This window comes from Aeromicrobium sp. Leaf350 (assembly GCF_916858655.1).
In the GTDB taxonomy this organism is placed as follows: domain Bacteria; phylum Actinomycetota; class Actinomycetes; order Propionibacteriales; family Nocardioidaceae; genus Aeromicrobium.
This window is the reverse complement of record NZ_CAKASL010000001.1, coordinates 1,142,288-1,159,113: the sequence shown is the minus strand read 5'-3', so window position 1 is coordinate 1,159,113 and position 16,826 is coordinate 1,142,288. Positions and strand designations below refer to the sequence as shown.

General features: G+C 71.2%; 19 protein-coding genes. 8 read left to right on the top strand and 11 right to left on the bottom strand.

Translation table 11 applies throughout. The features are described 5' to 3' along the window. Positions 1 to 21: 21 nt before the first annotated feature. The 3 genes from LO931_RS05920 (at position 22) to LO931_RS05910 (ending at position 3,657) form a co-directional block, all read left to right on the top strand. Entirely contained in the window at positions 22 to 1,296 is a 1,275-nt protein-coding gene (locus LO931_RS05920) for an HNH endonuclease signature motif containing protein (RefSeq protein WP_229052356.1), read from the top strand. 62 nt (positions 1,297 to 1,358) lie between these two features. Further along, on the top strand, positions 1,359 to 2,882 hold the full coding sequence (locus LO931_RS05915; protein ID WP_229052355.1) for a catalase: 1,524 nt from the start codon (positions 1,359 to 1,361) through the stop codon (positions 2,880 to 2,882). A 1-nt stretch (position 2,883) separates the two neighbouring features. Further along, entirely contained in the window at positions 2,884 to 3,657 is a 774-nt protein-coding gene (locus LO931_RS05910; protein WP_229052354.1) for a hypothetical protein, read from the top strand. A 144-nt stretch (positions 3,658 to 3,801) separates the two neighbouring features. Here the strand turns inward: LO931_RS05910 and LO931_RS05905 are convergent, their stop codons facing one another. Further along, positions 3,802 to 4,596: a S1 family peptidase gene (locus tag LO931_RS05905; protein ID WP_229052353.1), complete on the bottom strand. Its 795-nt coding sequence runs from the start codon at positions 4,594 to 4,596 to the stop codon at positions 3,802 to 3,804. Positions 4,597 to 4,909: 313 nt separating this feature from the next. On the opposite strand from LO931_RS05905, the gene LO931_RS05900 reads away from it, so the two are divergent. Then, a complete protein-coding gene (locus tag LO931_RS05900) occupies positions 4,910 to 5,197 on the top strand; it encodes a hypothetical protein (RefSeq protein WP_229052352.1) in 288 nt (95 codons plus the stop codon). A 10-nt stretch (positions 5,198 to 5,207) separates the two neighbouring features. Here the strand turns inward: LO931_RS05900 and LO931_RS05895 are convergent, their stop codons facing one another. The 7 genes from LO931_RS05895 to LO931_RS05865 all read right to left on the bottom strand — a co-directional run bounded on the left by LO931_RS05895 (position 5,208) and on the right by LO931_RS05865 (position 10,759). Then, the gene (locus LO931_RS05895) at positions 5,208 to 5,930 is read right to left on the bottom strand and encodes a glycosyltransferase (protein WP_229052351.1); all 723 of its coding nucleotides are present in this window, start codon (positions 5,928 to 5,930) and stop codon (positions 5,208 to 5,210) included. Beyond that, on the bottom strand, positions 5,923 to 6,483 hold the full coding sequence (locus LO931_RS05890; RefSeq protein WP_229052350.1) for a trans-aconitate 2-methyltransferase: 561 nt from the start codon (positions 6,481 to 6,483) through the stop codon (positions 5,923 to 5,925). The genes LO931_RS05895 and LO931_RS05890 overlap by 8 nt, the downstream gene beginning before the upstream one ends. Beyond that, positions 6,480 to 7,175 (bottom strand): PIG-L deacetylase family protein, encoded by a 696-nt coding sequence (locus LO931_RS05885; RefSeq protein ID WP_229052349.1) that lies wholly within the window; start codon positions 7,173 to 7,175, stop codon positions 6,480 to 6,482. The genes LO931_RS05890 and LO931_RS05885 overlap by 4 nt, the downstream gene beginning before the upstream one ends. After that, positions 7,168 to 8,115, bottom strand: a complete 948-nt coding sequence (locus tag LO931_RS05880; RefSeq protein ID WP_229052348.1) for an acyl-CoA dehydrogenase — start codon at positions 8,113 to 8,115, stop codon at positions 7,168 to 7,170. Before LO931_RS05880 ends, LO931_RS05885 begins: the two co-directional genes overlap by 8 nt. Before the next feature lie 104 nt (positions 8,116 to 8,219). Beyond that, positions 8,220 to 8,432: a cold-shock protein gene (locus tag LO931_RS05875; protein ID WP_229052347.1), complete on the bottom strand. Its 213-nt coding sequence runs from the start codon at positions 8,430 to 8,432 to the stop codon at positions 8,220 to 8,222. A 62-nt stretch (positions 8,433 to 8,494) separates the two neighbouring features. After that, complete coding sequence (locus LO931_RS05870) at positions 8,495 to 9,874, bottom strand: MFS transporter (RefSeq protein WP_229052346.1); 1,380 nt, start codon at positions 9,872 to 9,874, stop codon at positions 8,495 to 8,497. Positions 9,875 to 9,883: 9 nt separating this feature from the next. Next, positions 9,884 to 10,759 (bottom strand): helix-turn-helix transcriptional regulator, encoded by an 876-nt coding sequence (locus LO931_RS05865; RefSeq protein ID WP_229052345.1) that lies wholly within the window; start codon positions 10,757 to 10,759, stop codon positions 9,884 to 9,886. Positions 10,760 to 10,889: 130 nt separating this feature from the next. Between LO931_RS05865 and LO931_RS05860 the strand changes: the two genes are divergently transcribed. After that, positions 10,890 to 11,825 carry an SDR family oxidoreductase gene (locus tag LO931_RS05860; protein ID WP_229052344.1) on the top strand — a complete coding sequence of 312 codons (936 nt, stop codon included), beginning with the start codon at positions 10,890 to 10,892 and terminating at the stop codon, positions 11,823 to 11,825. On the opposite strand, the gene LO931_RS05855 is transcribed toward LO931_RS05860, so the two are convergent. Next, entirely contained in the window at positions 11,812 to 12,225 is a 414-nt protein-coding gene (locus tag LO931_RS05855) for a DUF1761 domain-containing protein (protein ID WP_229052343.1), read from the bottom strand. The genes LO931_RS05860 and LO931_RS05855 overlap by 14 nt on opposite strands. A 103-nt stretch (positions 12,226 to 12,328) precedes the next feature. Between LO931_RS05855 and LO931_RS05850 the strand changes: the two genes are divergently transcribed. Next, the gene (locus LO931_RS05850; protein WP_229052342.1) at positions 12,329 to 13,294 is read left to right on the top strand and encodes a YafY family protein; all 966 of its coding nucleotides are present in this window, start codon (positions 12,329 to 12,331) and stop codon (positions 13,292 to 13,294) included. Here the strand turns inward: LO931_RS05850 and LO931_RS05845 are convergent. Together LO931_RS05845 and LO931_RS05840 are read right to left on the bottom strand one after the other, a co-directional pair. Then, positions 13,236 to 13,892 (bottom strand): DUF998 domain-containing protein, encoded by a 657-nt coding sequence (locus tag LO931_RS05845; RefSeq protein ID WP_229052341.1) that lies wholly within the window; start codon positions 13,890 to 13,892, stop codon positions 13,236 to 13,238. The genes LO931_RS05850 and LO931_RS05845 overlap by 59 nt on opposite strands. Then, a complete protein-coding gene (locus tag LO931_RS05840; protein WP_229052340.1) occupies positions 13,889 to 14,767 on the bottom strand; it encodes a helix-turn-helix transcriptional regulator in 879 nt (292 codons plus the stop codon). Before LO931_RS05840 ends, LO931_RS05845 begins: the two co-directional genes overlap by 4 nt. 101 nt (positions 14,768 to 14,868) lie before the next feature. Between LO931_RS05840 and LO931_RS05835 the strand changes: the two genes are divergently transcribed. Both LO931_RS05835 and LO931_RS05830 read left to right on the top strand, forming a co-directional pair. Further along, positions 14,869 to 15,909 (top strand): alcohol dehydrogenase catalytic domain-containing protein, encoded by a 1,041-nt coding sequence (locus LO931_RS05835; protein WP_229052339.1) that lies wholly within the window; start codon positions 14,869 to 14,871, stop codon positions 15,907 to 15,909. A 31-nt stretch (positions 15,910 to 15,940) separates the two neighbouring features. Further along, positions 15,941 to 16,825: an aldo/keto reductase gene (locus LO931_RS05830; protein ID WP_229052338.1), complete on the top strand. Its 885-nt coding sequence runs from the start codon at positions 15,941 to 15,943 to the stop codon at positions 16,823 to 16,825. Position 16,826 lies beyond the last annotated feature (1 nt).

Sequence of the window (16,826 nt, the reverse complement as noted above, 5' to 3'; positions counted from 1 at the left end):
CTGTTCGAGTAGAATCAGATCATGAGTTCAGCGGTCACGGTGCAGGCGCTTCGTGAAGCCGCGCACGCCCTGAACTCCGGCGACCACCGCACCGCACTGCGGGCCATCCAGGTCGCTCAGGACGCGTTGGACGCGGCGAAGGCGCACCACCTGGCCGAGATGGACCGCACCGCCGAGTTCGAGCTCGACGGCTCCTCCACCATCACTGCCTGGTCGCGTCTGCACTTGCGTCTGGATGCGAAGCAGACCAAGTCGCTCATCGCTGCCGACGCGACGATGCGTGACCTGCCGCTGGTGGCCGAAGCCGCGACGGCCGGCCAGATCCGTCTGGAGCACGTCAAGCTCTTCACCTTCGGGATGAAGCACATCAGCCCGCAGATCATCAGCAACGCCCAGCCCTGGCTGCTCGACGTCGCCAAGACCAACGAGCCGGTCGAGCTGCGGCGTGTGGTGCGCAAGCTTCGGGAGGCTGTGTATCCCGACGAGCTGGACGAGGCGTGGATCAAGGGGATGGCCAAGGAAGACTTCCAGCTCTCGCCCGTTCCGGACGGGTGGCACCTGACGGGCTTCCTCAACACGCTGACGGGCGCGAAGTTCAAGGCCGTGCTCGACTCGTTCTCCATCCCCGTCACCAAGAATGACGACCGCTCCAGCGCCGAACGCCGCGTCGCATCCCTCGACAAGATGATGACGGCGATCCTCGAGTCGGGTCTGCCGACCAGCAAGGGCGTCCGGCCCCAGGTCAGTGTCATCGTGCCGGTCGACACCCTGCACGACGCCATGACCAGCCAGACGATGGCCGGCGGGGATTCGGCCGAGCTCCAGGGGTTTGGGCCCATCGGGCCGAAGCTCCTGTCCTACATCACCTGCACCGGCGAATCGACCCCCATCCTCACCTCGTGCGGGGACGTCGAGCAGGCCCAGATCCTCAACGTCGGCGACACCATCCGCCTCGCTACCCCCGCCCAGCGCAAGGCGGTCATCGCGAAGCAGGCCGGCCAGTGCGCCGCGCCGGGTTGCACCAACACCCACCTCGAGATCCACCACGTGAACTGGTGGTCCCAGGGCGGCAAGACCAACATTGATGAGCTCGTCGGCTACTGCGAGTGCTGCCACATGTTGATTCACCAAGGTCTCTTGAAGGTCGAAGCCACTGGTGGGGGTCAGTTCACCATGACCACCCGCGACGGCCGACCCATCGACCTCACCCTCAGGCGCACCACCCGCGAGCGACTCCGCACCATCCGCAGAAACGCGCAGCGGGCCCGAGAACACGAACCGCCGCTCCGCACCTGACGCGTGTGCGCCCACCAGAGGTGGGTACTCCTCCACAGAAACTTGTCGATCGAGGAGCTCACATGACTGACCAGGGCCAGCGTCCCACCACCACCGACGGCGGTGCACCCGTCGCCAGCGACGAGCACTCCTTGACCGTGGGGCCGGACGGCCCCCTGCTGCTGCAGGACCACTACCTGATCGAGCAGATGGCCAACTTCAACCGGGAGCGCATCCCGGAGCGGCAGCCACACGCCAAGGGTGGCGGCGCCTTCGGCACGTTCGAGGTCACCGAGGACGTCACGTCCCTGACCCGCGCCGCCGTGTTCGCGCCCGGCACGAAGACCGACGTGCTCGCCCGGTTCTCCACCGTCGCCGGCGAGCGCGGGAGCCCGGACACGTGGCGCGACCCGCGCGGCTTCTCGCTGAAGTTCTTCACGTCCGAGGGCAACTGGGACATGGTCGGCAACAACACGCCCGTGTTCTTCATCCGGGACCCCATGAAGTTCCAGCACTTCATCCGCTCCCAGAAGCGTCGCGCCGACAACAACCTGCGCGACCACGACATGCAGTGGGACTTCTGGACCCTCAGCCCCGAGTCCTCGCACCAGGTCGCCTGGCTGATGGGCGACCGCGGCATCCCGCGCACCTGGCGCCACATGAACGGCTACTCCAGTCACACCTACTCGTGGATCAACGCCGGCGGTGAGCTCTCCTGGGTCAAGTACCACTTCAAGACCGACCAGGGCATCGAGACCTTCACGCAGGACGAGGCCGACCAGATGGCTTCCGCCGACACCGACTACCACCAGCGCGACCTGTTCGAGCACATCGAGTCCGGCGAGCACCCCCGCTGGACGCTGCACGTGCAGGTCATGCCGTTCGAGGACGCGAAGACCTATCGGCTCAACCCGTTCGACCTGACCAAGGTGTGGCCGCACGCCGACTACCCGCTGCACGAGGTCGGCCGGCTGACGCTGAACCGCAACGTCGAGGACTATCACACCGAGATGGAGCAGGCCGCCTTCGAGCCGAACAACATCGTGCCCGGCACCGGCCTCTCGCCCGACAAGATGCTGCTCGCTCGCGGCTTCAGCTACGCCGACGCCCACCGCGCGCGCCTGGGGGTCAACTACAAGCAGATCCCGGTCAACGCGCCGACCTCGCCCGTCCACAGCTACTCGACGGCCGGCGCGATGCGCGTGCAGAACACGAAGGACCCGCTGTACGCGCCGAACTCCTACGGCGGTCCCGCGGCCGACCCGGCCCGCACCGACGATGGCGGACGCTGGGCCGCCGATGGTGACATGGTGCGCGCCGCGTACACGCTGCGCGAGGACGACGACGACTTCAGCCAGGCCGGCACCCTCGTGCGCGACGTCATGGACGAGGACGCTCGGGGCCGACTCGTCGACAACGTCGTCGGTCACCTCCTGAACGGCGTCAGCGAGCCGATCCTGCAGCGTGCGTTCGAGTACTGGCGCAACATCGACGGCGACGTCGGTGCAGCCATCGAGTCGGGTGTGCGTGAGAAGGCCGACGAGACCGACCCGAAGGCCGGGGAGCAGGGCAACGAGGCTCGCTCGAGCATGCAGGACAAGGCCTGAGATGACGGCGACGGCGACCCCCACCCGGCAGTCGCGGCTCCTGCCGGTCGCCGTGCTCGTCACGGCAGTCCTGCAGGCGGTCGCGCCCGTCGTGACCCTCGCCGGCCCGGGCACGTCGCCCGGGGGCGGGTCGGGGCCCGACCTGCTCATCACGCCGGTCGGGTGGGCGTTCTCGATCTGGGGCGTGATCTACACGCTGGCCATCGTGCAGGCGGTCGCCGCCCTCGTGACCGGGGCGACCGGCTCGGAGCGTCGACAGGTCGCTCAGGTCGTGCTGTACCTCGGGGGCACGGCGTGGATCGCGCTCGCCGGGCTCGACAGCAGCATCGCCACCGCCGCCGCCCTGACCGTCATGTTCGGGGCGGCGCTGGTCGCGGTGCTGGCCGTCGAGCAGGAGACGTTCGAGCGGTCGTGGCTCGGCACGCTCACCCGCGCCGCGGTCGGTCTGTACGCCGGCTGGGTGACGGCCGCGTTCTTCCTCAACGTCTCGACGGCGCTCGTCGACCTCGGTGCGTTCGAGGCGGGCGACGTCACCTGGCAGGTCGTCGTCCTCGGTGTGGCCGTGCTGGTGCTGCTGGGGGTGACCGCCGCCGTCCACGGGTCGGTGGCCTACGCGGCCGCCGGCGTCTGGGCCATGATCGGCATCTCCGTGACGGCCCAGGAGGACGGCACGGGCGAGGTCGCCGGCGCCACCCTCGTCGGCATCGTGCTGCTGGTCGTCGCCACGATCGTCCTCGGCCTGCGCCGACGCAAGGCACCGCTGCCCGTGCTCTGAGCCGTCGCAGTGCGACGGCCGACACTGGACTTCGATCGTCGGGAGCGCGACGGTCACGACCACGACTCGGACGAGGCTTGCGGCGTCAGGCGCGCCGCTGCGATCGCGCGCACCTGCCGCTAGCCGCGGGCGGCGAGTGCAGGATCAGGCTCCCATGAGGTCGTTGTAGTAACGCAGACTGTTGGGACAGTGCCCCGCAGTCACCACCCCGAGCCTGGGGCCGGACGATTGCTTGGCCACGAAGGACGACGTGCAGGCTCCCAACCCCGTTGGATCCACGAGCCACGTGCCACCGTGGCGGTTGTACTGGAGATCCTCGGGCGGGTCGGAGCCTTCTACTACGTTGGTCCTGAACGGTTCCGCGACCGGCGTGGTCCTGGCGATCTCGCCGAGAGCGCTCAGGTCCGCTCCGTCCGTGGACACGACGGTGGCCGAGATGACGCCGGCACCGTCCTGAGGGGCCGGTCCGGTCAGGAGGGCGTCGAGCGTCAGTCCCGCCGCATCGGCGCGTTCCTTGATGTCCTCACCGAGTCGCTCAGCGGCCAACTGGTAGTCGGTGTAGGTGTAGGTCACGTGCTCCTCCACGCGGAAGTCCTGCGACGCAGCTTCCAAGATGGTGAGGGCCTCCTCGGGCGCGGCGCCGCGGAATCCGATCACCGCGGTCGTCCCCGCGAAGTGGGCGTAGGCAAAATCGGCGGCGTAGTCGGTCTCGATGATGAACATGGCATCGCCCATCGGACGGATCTCCTCCCACGCGAGCTCTTCATCGGAGAACGGCTCCGGCTGCATGGCTTCAGGTGTGACGGAGGCCTCCGTCCCCACCGCCGTGGTGGGGCGTGATCCCGACTGCTCTGCTGCGTCGACGGGCGGGGAGGCTGCGGCGCTGAGGACAACGGCAAGCGCGATGTGCGGCAGGAGGCGAGTGATCGGTCGATTCATCGTGGATCTCCGTTTCGGTGCGCGTAGGCCGAGTTGCACGCGGCACTCCGTCAGACGGAGAATAGTGACGATCGTCACACTGGTCGGAACTCGTGGCTAACCTTCGAACCCACAACCCTCGACCGGTCAGGAAAGTCCCATGGCGCCACACCCAAGACCACGACCGTCACTGCTCCAATCCGCTCGAAGGCTAGGGCCGGTCCTGATCGTCGCACTGGTCGGGCTGGGGGCCGGCGCCAGCGAGAGCGATACGGACGCCAAGCAAAGCCGTCCCGCGGTCAGCGGTCCCACTGCGGGGTACTACGAGCCAGCGGTGCCTGAAACCATGGTGGCCTCCGTGGCTTCGGCCTGGGTCCAGGCGGTTGGCAGCGGGGACGTAGCGCGTGTCCAACCGCTGCTGCCGGCCGAATGCCAGCAGTCCGCTGCTGACGCGATCGCTTCCGGTCTTCGCTGGATCGAACACGACCTCGCGGACATCGACGTGACCATCGAGGGCGACCATGCGGAAGCCAGGCTGCCCGCTTCGATGTCGGGACCCGGCACGACGTCCCTCGACCTTCGACAGCGCGCCGACGGTATCTGGGAAGTGTTCCCCTGCTGAGCCGAGCTGCTCAGGCCACGTCGATCCGCCCCGGCGCCGTGTCCACGTCGGCGCCGGCGGCGAGATCGGACGCGACCCCGCCGGTGACCCGTGACAGGTGCCGGGCCGACGTCGTCACCGCGACGTCGTCGACCCAGGCCGGCGTGGCTCCGTCGGCCAGGAGTCGTGTCACCAGGTCGACGTCCTCGTGCAGCGGGAGGTCGAGGAAGCCGCCCACGGCCAGGTAGGCCGTGGCCCGCACGCCGAGGTTCGCCCCGTGCACGTGCCCGTGGTCCGCGCCCGTGCGGCGCCGCCGGTAGCCGAGCAGCCATCGCGGGTGTCGGCGCGCCTCGGCGGCCTCGAGCTCGACCGTGCCGAGCAGGACGTCGGCCCCCGCCCGTGCCTCCTCGACGTGCCGGGCCAGCCAGTCGGCCGGCACGATGCTGTCGGCGTCGGTGAGGGCCAGCCAGAGCGCGCCGACGTCGTGAGCGCGGTCCAGGGCCCAGGCGCACCCGAGGGCACGCGCGGCTCCGACGTTGCCCTCGTCGCAGACGATGACGTGCGCACCGGCCTCGGAGGCGAGCTCGACCGTCCGGTCGGAGCACGCGTCCGCGACCACCACCACGTCCACCGTCGCGGGTGCCGGCAGGTTCACGGCGGCCGTGCGGACGGCGTCGACGGCGACGGCGATCGTCGCCTCCTCGTCCCGCGCGGGAATGACGACCACCACGTGGTCGATCTCGTGCTCAGGCACGGCCCATCACCTCCAGTCGGAAGTCGTCCTCGACGTGGCTGACGATCGTGGTGAGCCCCGGCTCGTCGCCGAGCTCACGATGGGCGTCGTCGCCTGTGCAGTCGGCCTCGTCGAAGGGGTGCCGCCAGTGCACGACGACGAGGTGCCCCTCGGCGCTCAGCCCCTCGAGCACGCGCGCCCGCACCTGGGCGCGGGCCTCGGCCGACAGGAAGTAGAGCACCTCCGACAGCACCACGAGGTCGAGCTCGCCGTCCGGCCACTCGTGGGGCAGCGACGCCTGCTCGAACCTGACGTGAGGGTCCGGCACGGTCCTCCGGGCCTGCTCGAGCGGCGCGGCGACCGCGTCGGTGGCGAGCAGCTCGTCGCAGCGCGGCGCCAGGAGCGCCGTCAGCAGGCCGATCGAGCACCCCGGCTCGAATGCGCGGCCGTAGCTCCGGTGCGGAAGGCTGGCGACGGTGATGCCGTACTTGCGGTGCTCGTACTCGCGCTCGCCGAGGTGCCACGGATCCGCGGAGCGTGCGTACATGTCGGTGAAGTACTCGGGCGCGGTCACACGATCACGACCTCGGGGGCCGTCGTCGCGTGGTGCAGGAGCGCGTCGTCGACGATCGCCCCGTCGCCGCCGCTCGTCCCGACCGGGGCCACCTGCGTCTCGAAGGCGGTCAGGGCGCGGCGCTTGAGGTCGACGGCGGCGGGCACCGAGGGCAGCCGTCGTGCCGAGGCGAGCCACGGCTCGTCGTCGGGCTGGTTCCACACCCACGTCCAGATCGGGAAGCGCCACAGGGTCGTGTGGTCCCCGCAGAGCTCGCGGGAGACATCTCCGAGGGCGTCGTGGTCCGGGTGACCGTCGCGCTCGAACGGGGCCAGCACCAGGTCGACCGGGCCGACCAGCGGCGCGAGTGCCTCACGCAGCTGCGGTCGGGCGTCGTCCAGGCCCCCGTCCGGCAGGCACAGCCGGCGCACGTCCGGGTCGTCGAAGCCCAGGCGGCGCAGCGCGGCGTGGAGCTCACGCGGGCGCCGCTCCCTCAGCTCGTCGGGGGTGATGGAGCTGCTGTCCGGGTGGGAGGCCTCGCCGTCCGTCGCGGTCACGAAGGTGACGGGTCGCTCGACCTGGCAGGCCAGCCAGGCGCCGACCGCGAGCACCTCGTCGTCAGGGTGGGCCGACAGCACGAGCACCGAGCCGCCCGGGTCATGAGGGCGCTCCAGGGGCAGGTCGTGCAGGACGTCGCTCCAGGTCTCAGGCATCGGGAGCCCCCAGGGACCCGAGCCGCTCGAGGTCGCGCTCGGCGTGGTGCTGGCGGACGAAGACCTGCAGGTCCTGCACGTGCTCAGCGTGGGCCGCGTCGAACGCCAGGGGGCCCGGGCCGAGGGCACGGCCCACGTGGCTGACGACGGTCTCGACCGTCCCGGCGGCGTGGGCGCGGAGCGCATGGGCCAGTCGTTCCGACCGTTCGGTCGTCAGGTCCTCCCGGTCGGCCAGGTCGGCGGCGGCGGTCATCGCCAGCTGCGCCGTGTCGAGCGCCGCGCGGACGGCACCCAGGTGCGCGAGGCCGTGCGGGTCGAGCCGCGGCGCCACCTTCTCGAGGGTCGCGGCGACTCCGGTGGCACCTCCGAGCCAGCAGGCCGCGATGCCGATCGCGCCCAGCCAGAACCCGGGGCGGTCCACGTAGTCGCCGACGTCGCCGACCGGGGTGGCGGCGACGGCGTCGAACGCGAGCGCCGTCGTGTCGGCGCGCGCCATGCCGGCGCCCGACCAGCGGGGCGCGGTGTCGTCGGCTCGGACGCCGTCCGTGAGCTCGACGGCGAACAGGCGGCTTCCGGCGTCAGTCCTGGCGGTCACGAGGGCGTGGGTCACGAGGGAGGCGCCGGAGCAGAAGGCCTTGGTCCCGGACAGGGTCCAGCGGTCGCCGTCGCGGCTCGCGGTGAGCACCGCGAACGGCGGTTCGGCCGCCCAGACGCCCCAGATCTCGTCGTCCTGGGGCGGTCGTCCACCGAGGTCGGCCAGGATCGCCGCCGCATCGTGGTGGGGCTCGACGACCTTGACGAGCGGGAGGTCGCGCGCGGCGAGGTCGGCGAGACTCGACCACCGGGTCGCGGTGTCGCCGGCGCCGGGAATGGGCCACGGCGACGCCGTGTGTGGACGCAGGTCCTCAGGGCGAAGGGTTCGGCGGGGCGAGCTCGTCATGATTCCTCACGGACGGCAGTACGCCCGGCTGTCGGCCCAACCAGGAACCTTCACGGTCTCACGCCGTCACGGGTCCGCAACTTCTCGCGGGGGAGTCGCCTGCCTCAGGCAGCGCAGACCCCGCGCACGTTGTCGGCCGCGAGCCCGGTCGGGCCCGGGAGCACGTCGAACCTCACACGCTGTCCCGAGTGCAGGGGGACCGGCTCGGTCGCGGTGATGCCGTGATGATCGACCGGTACGTCCGGCCCGCCGTCGTCAGGGACGATCCGCCCCTCTCCTGCCTGCCAGTCGTACCAGTCCACCGTGCCCACCGCCATGCTTCCCAAACTCCTTAAGTGTTCAACAAGAGGAGTTCGACGCCGTGGAGCCGGCGGATGGGTCAGGAAGCAGCCGCATCGAGGCCGGCTCGCGGCCGTCGTGGCAGACCGACAGCCGACACCAGCGACCCGAGCACCAGCAAGCCCGCTGTCACGACGACGACACGGTGGAATCCGTCGACGTCGAGGGTGCCGCCGGTGATCACGCCGATGAACGCGACCGACACCAGGCCGGCGACCCGGGCGATGGCGTTGTTGACGGCTGAGGCGATGCCCGACTCGTTCGGGTGGACCTCGGCGAGCACGGTCGACGTCAGCGGCGTCACGGTGACCGTGATGCCGAGCCCGAACAGGAGGATCCCGGGCAGGATCTGCCACCACACGTCGACAGGCTCCCGGACCGTCAGCATCCACAGGAACCCGGCGGCCACGATGAGGGGGCCCACGGTCATGAAGGGCCGCGGCCCGAACCGCCCCGCGAGGGCTCCGATCCGGCTCGCGAGGGTGAGCGAGATCAGGGTCGTCGGCACCATCACGAGTCCCGAGACGGTCGCCGACAGGCCCGCGATCTCCTGCACGACGAGCGGGATCACGAGCGTGCCGAGGCCGATCGCGGCGTAGATGCCGACCGTGGCGAGGTTGCCGACGGCGAACGCGCGCACGCGGAAGAGCCGCAGCGGCATCATCGGGTGCGGTGCGCGCGACTCCCACCAGACGAACGCGCCGAGGCAGGCCAGTCCGCCGACGAGTGCGGCCAGCAGGAACGGGTCGTCGAAGCCGATGCGCTGGCCCTCGATCAGGGCGAAGACCGGACCGGCCAGGCCCAGGGCCGCCAGCACGGCGCCGACGCCGTCGACGTGGGCGTGGCCGTCGGTGCCGCGGTGCGCGTCGCCGGGGAGCCGGGTGACGAGCACCAGGGTCACGACCACGGGGACCACGACGATGCCGAAGACCCAGCGCCAGTTCAGCGTGTCGACCAGCGCGCCGCCGGCCAGGGGGCCGATGAGGAAGGCGACCCCGGTCCACGCGGTCCACGTGCCGATCGCTTTGGACATCGCCGCCCCCGTGAACGTGGAGGTGATGAGCGCCAGGCTCGAGGGCACGAGCAGCGCACCCGCCACGCCCTGCAGCGCCCGCGCCACGATCAGCAGCTCGGAGGTCGGGGCGAGGGCCGCCAGCAGTGAGGTGGCCGCGAAACCGACGAGGCCTGCCGTGAGGATGCGCAGACGACCGAAGGTGTCGGACAGCGAGCCCGCGACGAGCATCAACGAGCCGAGCGTCAGCAGGTACCCGTCGACGACCCACTGCTGCAGGGTCACGTCACCGCCCAGCTCCTCGGCGATGGCCGGGAGCGCGACGGTCACGATCGAGCCGTCCAGGAACGCCACGAACGACGCCAGGATCGCCACCACCAGCACCGTTCGCTCGCGCTGGTCCGTCACCCCCGGAGCCTACGACGGCGGTGCCAGCGGTGCCCCTGCTTCGCTGGTTGAGGTGCTGGTCGGTCCGATCACGGACAGCAGCTGCAGCTTCTCGTGGCTCTCGCTCCCGGGCGCCGCGGTGTAGACGAGCAGGTGCTGCGACTGGGCCGGGTCAACCAGGGTCTGGCAGCTGAGCTCGAGCAGCCCGACCTGCGGGTGCAGGTACCGCTTGATCTCGCGCGGCTTGATGCCGACCTCCTGGCGTTGCCACACCTCGCGGAACTCCGCGCTGCGGTCGGTCAGGTCGGCCAGGAGCGATGCGGCGCGGGACTTCGGGCCCCGCAGGGCGACGACGCCGCGCAGTCCGGAGGCGTACATCCGCGAGTAGAAGTCGTGGTCCTCCGGCGGGTGCAGCTCGCGCGCCGCCGGGTCGGTGAACCAGCGGTAGCCGATGCACCGCGCCGGACCGGTGTGGCGGCCGAGGTCGCCCACGAGGGCGACGCCGAGCGGGGTCTGGCGCAGCGTCTCGCCGAGCTCGGTCACGATCTCGGCCGGGGTGTCGGCGAGCCGGTCGAAGATGCGCAACATGCCCGGGCTGACGTGGTCGCTCCCCGCCCCGCGCGCCGGCGGCTGGTGGCCGGCGAGCCGGAACACGTGGTCGCGCTCCTCGAGCGAGAGGTGGAGCCCCTGCGCGATCGACGCCATCATCTGCTCCGACGGCTGGGGTCCGCGCTGTCGCTCCAGCCGCGAGTAGTAGTCGGCCGACATGTGGCACAGCGCCGCGACCTCCTCGCGGCGCAGTCCGCTCGTCCGGCGGCGCTGTCCGCGCGGCATGCCGACGTCCTCCGGCTGCAGCGCCTCGCGGCGGCTGCGGAGGAACTCGGCGAGTCCGACGCGATCGATCATGCGTCCATGGTTCCGCAGATCGTCCCGCCCAGCCACGGATCGTCAGGCCGTGGATAACTTCTCGGCGCTGCGCGAGTCTCGTTGCACGGCACCGGACGGGTGCCGGACGACGAGACGCAGGAGTGGTCCCATGCCCCGCAAGACGTTCGACATCGACGTGCCCGACCTGACCGGGCGCCGCGCAGTGGTCACGGGAGGCAGTGACGGCATCGGCCTCGGCATCGCGACGCGCGTCGCGGCGGCCGGTGCCGAGGTGGTGCTGCCCGTGCGCAACCGCGGCAAGGGTGAGGCGGCAGCTGCCCACATCCGCGCGGCGCACCGCGATGCGGCGGTGGTCCTCGCCGACCTCGACCTCTCCTCCCTCGCGTCGGTCGAGAAGCTGGCCGACGGGCTGCTCGCCGAGGGTGCTCCGATCCACCTGCTGATCAACAACGCCGGCGTCATGACGCCGCCGGAGCGGCAAGAGACCGCCGACGGCTTCGAGCTGCAGATGGGCACGAACCACCTCGGCCACGTCGCCCTGACCGGTCGTCTCCTCCCGCTGCTGCGGGAGGGTCGGGCCCGGGTGGTCTCGCAGTCGAGCGTCGCCGCAAAGCGAGCGAGCATCAACTGGGACGACGTGAGCTGGGAGCGCTCCTACGGCGCCAACGCCTACGGCCAGTCGAAGCTGGCGGTCGCCCTCTTCGGTCTCGAGCTCAGCCGGCGCAGCGCCGCGGCCGGCTGGGGGATCACGAGCAACGTCTCGCACCCCGGCGTGGCCCCGACCAGCCTGCTCGCGGCACGTCCCGAGATGGGGCGCTCCGAGGACACGCGCGCGGTGAAGATGATCCGCTGGATGTCCGAGCACGGCATCGTCGCCGGCACGATGGAGAGCGCGAAGCTCCCGGCCCTGATGGCGGCCACGTCGACCGAGGCGAAGGACGGCGGGTTCTACGGCCCGCAGGGGATCGGCGGCATCGGCGGCCCGCCCGGCGAGCAGACGCTCTGGAAGCCGATGCGGAGCACCGCCGACGCCGCCCGTCTGTGGACGCTCTCGGAGGAGATGACCGGCGTCAGGTTCGCGTGATGATCACCGCGCTGACCACGCTCGAGAGCACGAAGAACGGGGCGTTCAGCACGCCGTAGAAGAGGGGCCTCGGGAAGTTGGGGTTGATCGCGATCTGGAAGGTCATGGCGGACAGGTAGCCCACGCCGACGATCAGTCCGAACAGGACGGCGTCGCCGGTCGAAGTCACCTGGAGCGCCTCGAGCAGCACCGCACTGGTGAACGTCACGACGACGAGGCACACGATCGGGCCGAGGTTCGTCACGAGGTTGCTCGCGGGGGCAGGAGCCTCCTCGCGGCCCAGGGCCACGACGTAGGGCTTGGCGATGAGGACCGGGAACCACAGGCCGGCCAGCGCGATGGAGGCGAGGGTGGCCAGGGCGAAGCCCAGCCAGCTGAGGTCGGAGAGCACGTCGAACATGGGGTTCCTCTTCTCGGGTCGGCGACCCTCGTGGTCGCCGGTGGACCCACGCTCGCAGTCATAGAGGACAGGATGTGTCCTCTACGTGGCGCATGATGGAGCCATGTCCACGACGTCCTCTCGCCTTCTCGCGATGCTGTCGCTGCTGCAGACGCGGCGCGACTGGCCGGGCGGCGTCCTGGCCGAGCGGCTCGAGGTCAGCGGACGCACGGTCCGCCGCGACGTCGACCGCCTGCGCGAGCTCGGCTACCGGATCGAGGCCGTCAAGGGACCCGACGGCGGCTATCGGCTCGAGGCCGGCGCCGATCTTCCGCCGCTGCTCTTCGACGACGAGCAGGCGGTCGCCCTGGCCGTCGCGCTCCAGCTCGCCGCGACGGCCGGGACCGGGGTCGAGGAGGGAGCGCTCCGGGCGCTGACCACGATGCGACAGGTCATGCCGTCGCGGATCCGCCACCGGCTGGACGCGCTGCCGCTCGTCGCCGTCCGCGCGCCGGGCAGGCAGGCGGAGGTGGACAGCGCGGTGCTCGTCGCGCTCGGGGGCGCCGTCCACGCGCGGGAGGTGCTGCGCTTCACGTACGACGGAGCGGACGCCGTGCGCCGGGCCGAGCCGCACCACCTCGCCACGTGGCAGGGACGCTGGTACCTCGTCGCGTGGGACCTCGACCGCGAGGACTGGCGCACGTTCAGGGCCGATCGCCTCGCGCTGCGCATCCCGAACGGACCCCGGTTCGCGCCGCGCGACCTCCCGGAGGGCGACGTCACGTCGTTCCTCGTCGCCCGGTTCCGCGGCGCCACGGGATCGACGGCGTGGCCGTACCAGGGCGAGGTGGTGCTCGACCTGCCGGCGGCTGACGTCGTCCCCTACGTCGGCGACGGCACGGTCGAGGACCTCGGCGACGGGCGCACCCGCGTCGTGACGGGATCGTGGTCGTGGACCGGGCTCGCTGCCTCCCTGCTGCGGTTCGACGCCCCGGTCGAGGTCGTCGGCCCGCCCGAGCTGTCGGAGGCCTTCAGGACGCTCGCGGAGCGCTGCGCCGCCGCCGCGCGAGGATCGTCGCGCCGAGGGTGAGCTCGAAGGCGGTGATCGTGTAGACGGCGAGCCGCTCCCACACCCCGTCGGGCAGGAGGTCGACGCTGCTCGACCCGCTGTCGAGCACGAGGGCGACGACGCTGACGATCCCCACGACGCCGAGGGCGACGAACGCCGCGCCGAGTCGTCGCGACGTCTTGGCGCGCACGGCCAGGCCGGCGGTGATCGCGGCGAGGTCGCCGCCCACGATCGCCATCGCGGCCCCGATGCCGTGCAGCGGGCCGTCGCCGCTGTGGACCACGCCGACCAGCACGTTCCCGACCCCGTGGACGACGGCGAGCAGGGCGACGAGGCGCCACACCGTCGTTCCACGCTTCGCAGCGACCAGCACGCCGGCCGCCGCGAACAGCAGCCCGTGCAGCACGAAGCCCGTGTTCATGACCCAGGCCAGCGGCGAGTCGATCGGTCGGCCGCCGGACGTGCCGACCTCGGGGATGCCGAGGTCGCTGATGTAGTTCGTCGCGTACGAGTAGCCGGGGAACGCCACCGCCGAGACCGCCTCGGTGCCGAGGTAGACGAGGCCGGCCGCGATCCAGCACCAGGCTGCGGCGACGGGCAGGGGTCGCGAGGTGCTCACGCCTGGGGGGCCGCGACCTGGTCGCTCGCGACGAGCGAGCCGAGGAGCCGCAGTCCGTCGTGCGCGGGGGACCCGACCGGGGCGGTGTAGACGTTCAGGTGGAGACCCGGCTCGCCGGGCATCTCGAACGCCTCGTAGTCCAGGTCGAGCTGGCCGACCGCCGGGTGACGCAGGCGCTTGCGGCCGCTGCGGTGGTAGCGGACGTCCTGCGACGCCCAGCGCTGCCGGAAGAGCTCGCTCTGTGTCGACAGCTCGCCCACGAGCTCGATCAGCGCCTTGTCGTGCGGGTGGCGTCCGGCCTCGAGCCGCAGCATCGACGCGGCGTCCTTGGCGATCTGGTCGTAGTCGACGAACATCTCGCGGGCGGCCTCGGGCTGGAGGTAGACGAAGCGGGTCGTGTTCGCCGGGCGGCGGGGATCCGCGAGCACGGGTGCGTACAGGGCCGCGGCCAGGGGGTTCATCGCGAGGATGTCGTGGCGCCCGTTGCGGATCCAGGCGGGGGCGTCGCCGATCGCGTCGATGACCTGCTGAAGGCCTGGTCGGATCGAGGCGGTCGGGGCCCTCCGGCGACGGGCCGGCGTGCTGCCGGACTCGCGAGCCAGCGCGTTGAGGTGGTCGCGCTCGGCGTCGTCCAGCTGCAGGGCACTCGCAAGTGCGTCGAGCACGCTCTCGGAGGCGCCGGCCAGGCTCCCACGCTCCATGCGCACGTAGTAGTCGACCGACACCCCGGCGAGCATCGCGACCTCCTCGCGGCGCAGACCCTTGACCCGCCGGTTGCCGCCGTAGGCGGGCAGCCCGGCGTCCTCGGGGCGGATGCGGGCGCGTCGGGAGCTCAGGAACTCCCGGATCTCGGCTCGCAGGTCGATGGACGTCATGACCCCACGGTAGGCCGGTTGCGGGCGGGGTGGGAGGTCCTGCCAGTACCCGGAACGATGGACACTGCCACGGGCGCTGACATCGGTGTCTGATGGGGATCATGCGAGCCACCTTCATGTACGGCGCCGGCGACGTCCGCGTCGAGACCGTCCCCGACCCGACCCTCCAGAACCCCACCGACGCGATCGTGCGCGTCACCCGTTCCTGCATCTGCGGGTCCGACCTGCACCCCTACGCCTCGATGGAGCACTCCAGCACGGGTGCGCCGATGGGCCACGAGTTCCTTGGCATCGTCGAGGAGCTCGGCAGCGACGTCTCGACCCTGCGCAAGGGCGACCTCGTCATCGCGCCGTTCGCGTTCCAGGACAACACCTGCGTGTTCTGCCGCGAGGGCGTGCACACCTCGTGCGTTCACGGCGGCTTCTACGGCAACGGCGGCGTCGGCGGCGGCCAGGCCGAGGCCGTGCGCGTTCCGCAGGCCGACGGCAGCCTCGTCGTCGTGCCCGGTGTCGAGGAGTCCTCGGACCTCCTGCCGAGCCTCCTGACGATGTCCGACGTCTACCTGACCGGCCACCACGCCGCCTTCACGGGCCGCGTCGCCCCGGGCAAGGTCGTCACCGTCATCGGCGACGGCGCGGTCGGCCTGTCCGCGGTGCTCGCCGCGAAGCAGATGGGCGCCGAGCAGATCATCCTCATGGGGCGCCACCAGAGCCGTACCGACCTCGGCCGCGAGTTCGGCGCCACCGACGTCGTCGCCGAGCGTGGCGAGGAGGGCATCGCGAAGGTCATGGACCTGACCGGCGGCGAGGGCAGTCACGTCGTCCTCGAGGCCGTCGGCCACATGCCCGCCTACGAGCAGGCCTACGGCATCGTCCGCCCCGGCGGCACCATCAGCCGCGTCGGCGTCCCGCAGTACGAGGCCGCGCCCGTCGGCTTCGGGTCGCTCTTCGGCAAGAACGTCACCCTGACCGGCGGCCCCGCCCCGGTCCGCGCCTACATCGAGGACGCCATCCCGCTCGTCCTGGACAGCACGATCGAGCCCGGCAAGGTCTTCGACCGCACGATCGGCCTCGACGACGTCCCCGCCGGCTACACCGCGATGCAGGACCGCGAGGCCCTCAAGGTCCTCGTCACCCCCTGACCCGTCACCACCCCCGAGAAAGGCTGAAGCCATGGAAATCCTCACCCTGAACAACGGCGTCACGATGCCCGCCCTGGGCCTCGGCGTCTTCCAGACGCCGCCGGACGAGACGAAGGCCGCGGTTCACGCCGCGCTCGACGCGGGCTACCGGCACATCGACACCGCCGCCGGCTACTTCAACGAGCGCGAGGTGGGCGACGCGATCGCCGAGTCGAACGTCGACCGCTCCGACGTCTTCATCGAGACGAAGATCTGGATCAGCGACTTCGGACACGACGAGACCCTGCACGCGTTCGACAAGAGCGCGGGCAAGCTCGGCGTCGACCAGATCGACCTGCTGATCCTGCACCAGGCGCTGCCGAGCCGGTTCGACCTGACGATCGGCGCCTACCGCGCCCTCGAGGAGCTGCTCGAGGCCGGCAAGGTGCGCGCCATCGGCGTCAGCAACTTCATGGTCGAGCACCTGGACAAGCTGCTGGCCGAGACGTCGGTCGTGCCCGCGGTCAACCAGATCGAGGTGCACCCGTACTTCCGGCAGTCCGAGGTGCTGGCGAAGGACGACGAGCTGGGCATCGTGAACCAGGCGTGGTCGCCGATCGGGGGCATCACCTTCTACCCCGGCTTCGGCGACGAGCGGCGCAGCGTCCTCGACGACACGATCATCGGCGGCATCGCCGACGCGCACGGCCGCACGCCCGCGCAGGTCATGCTGCGCTGGCACCTGCAGCAGGGACGCCAGGTCATCCCCAAGTCGGTCACGCCGTCGCGGATCGTCGAGAACCTCGACGTGTTCGACTTCGACCTCACCGCCGAGCAGCTGGCCGCGATCGACGCGCTCGACACGGGCGTCCGCGGCGGCCCCGACCCGGAGGTCGTCACCCTGGAGCGGTTCGGCCGCGAGATCCCGGAGGCCTGAG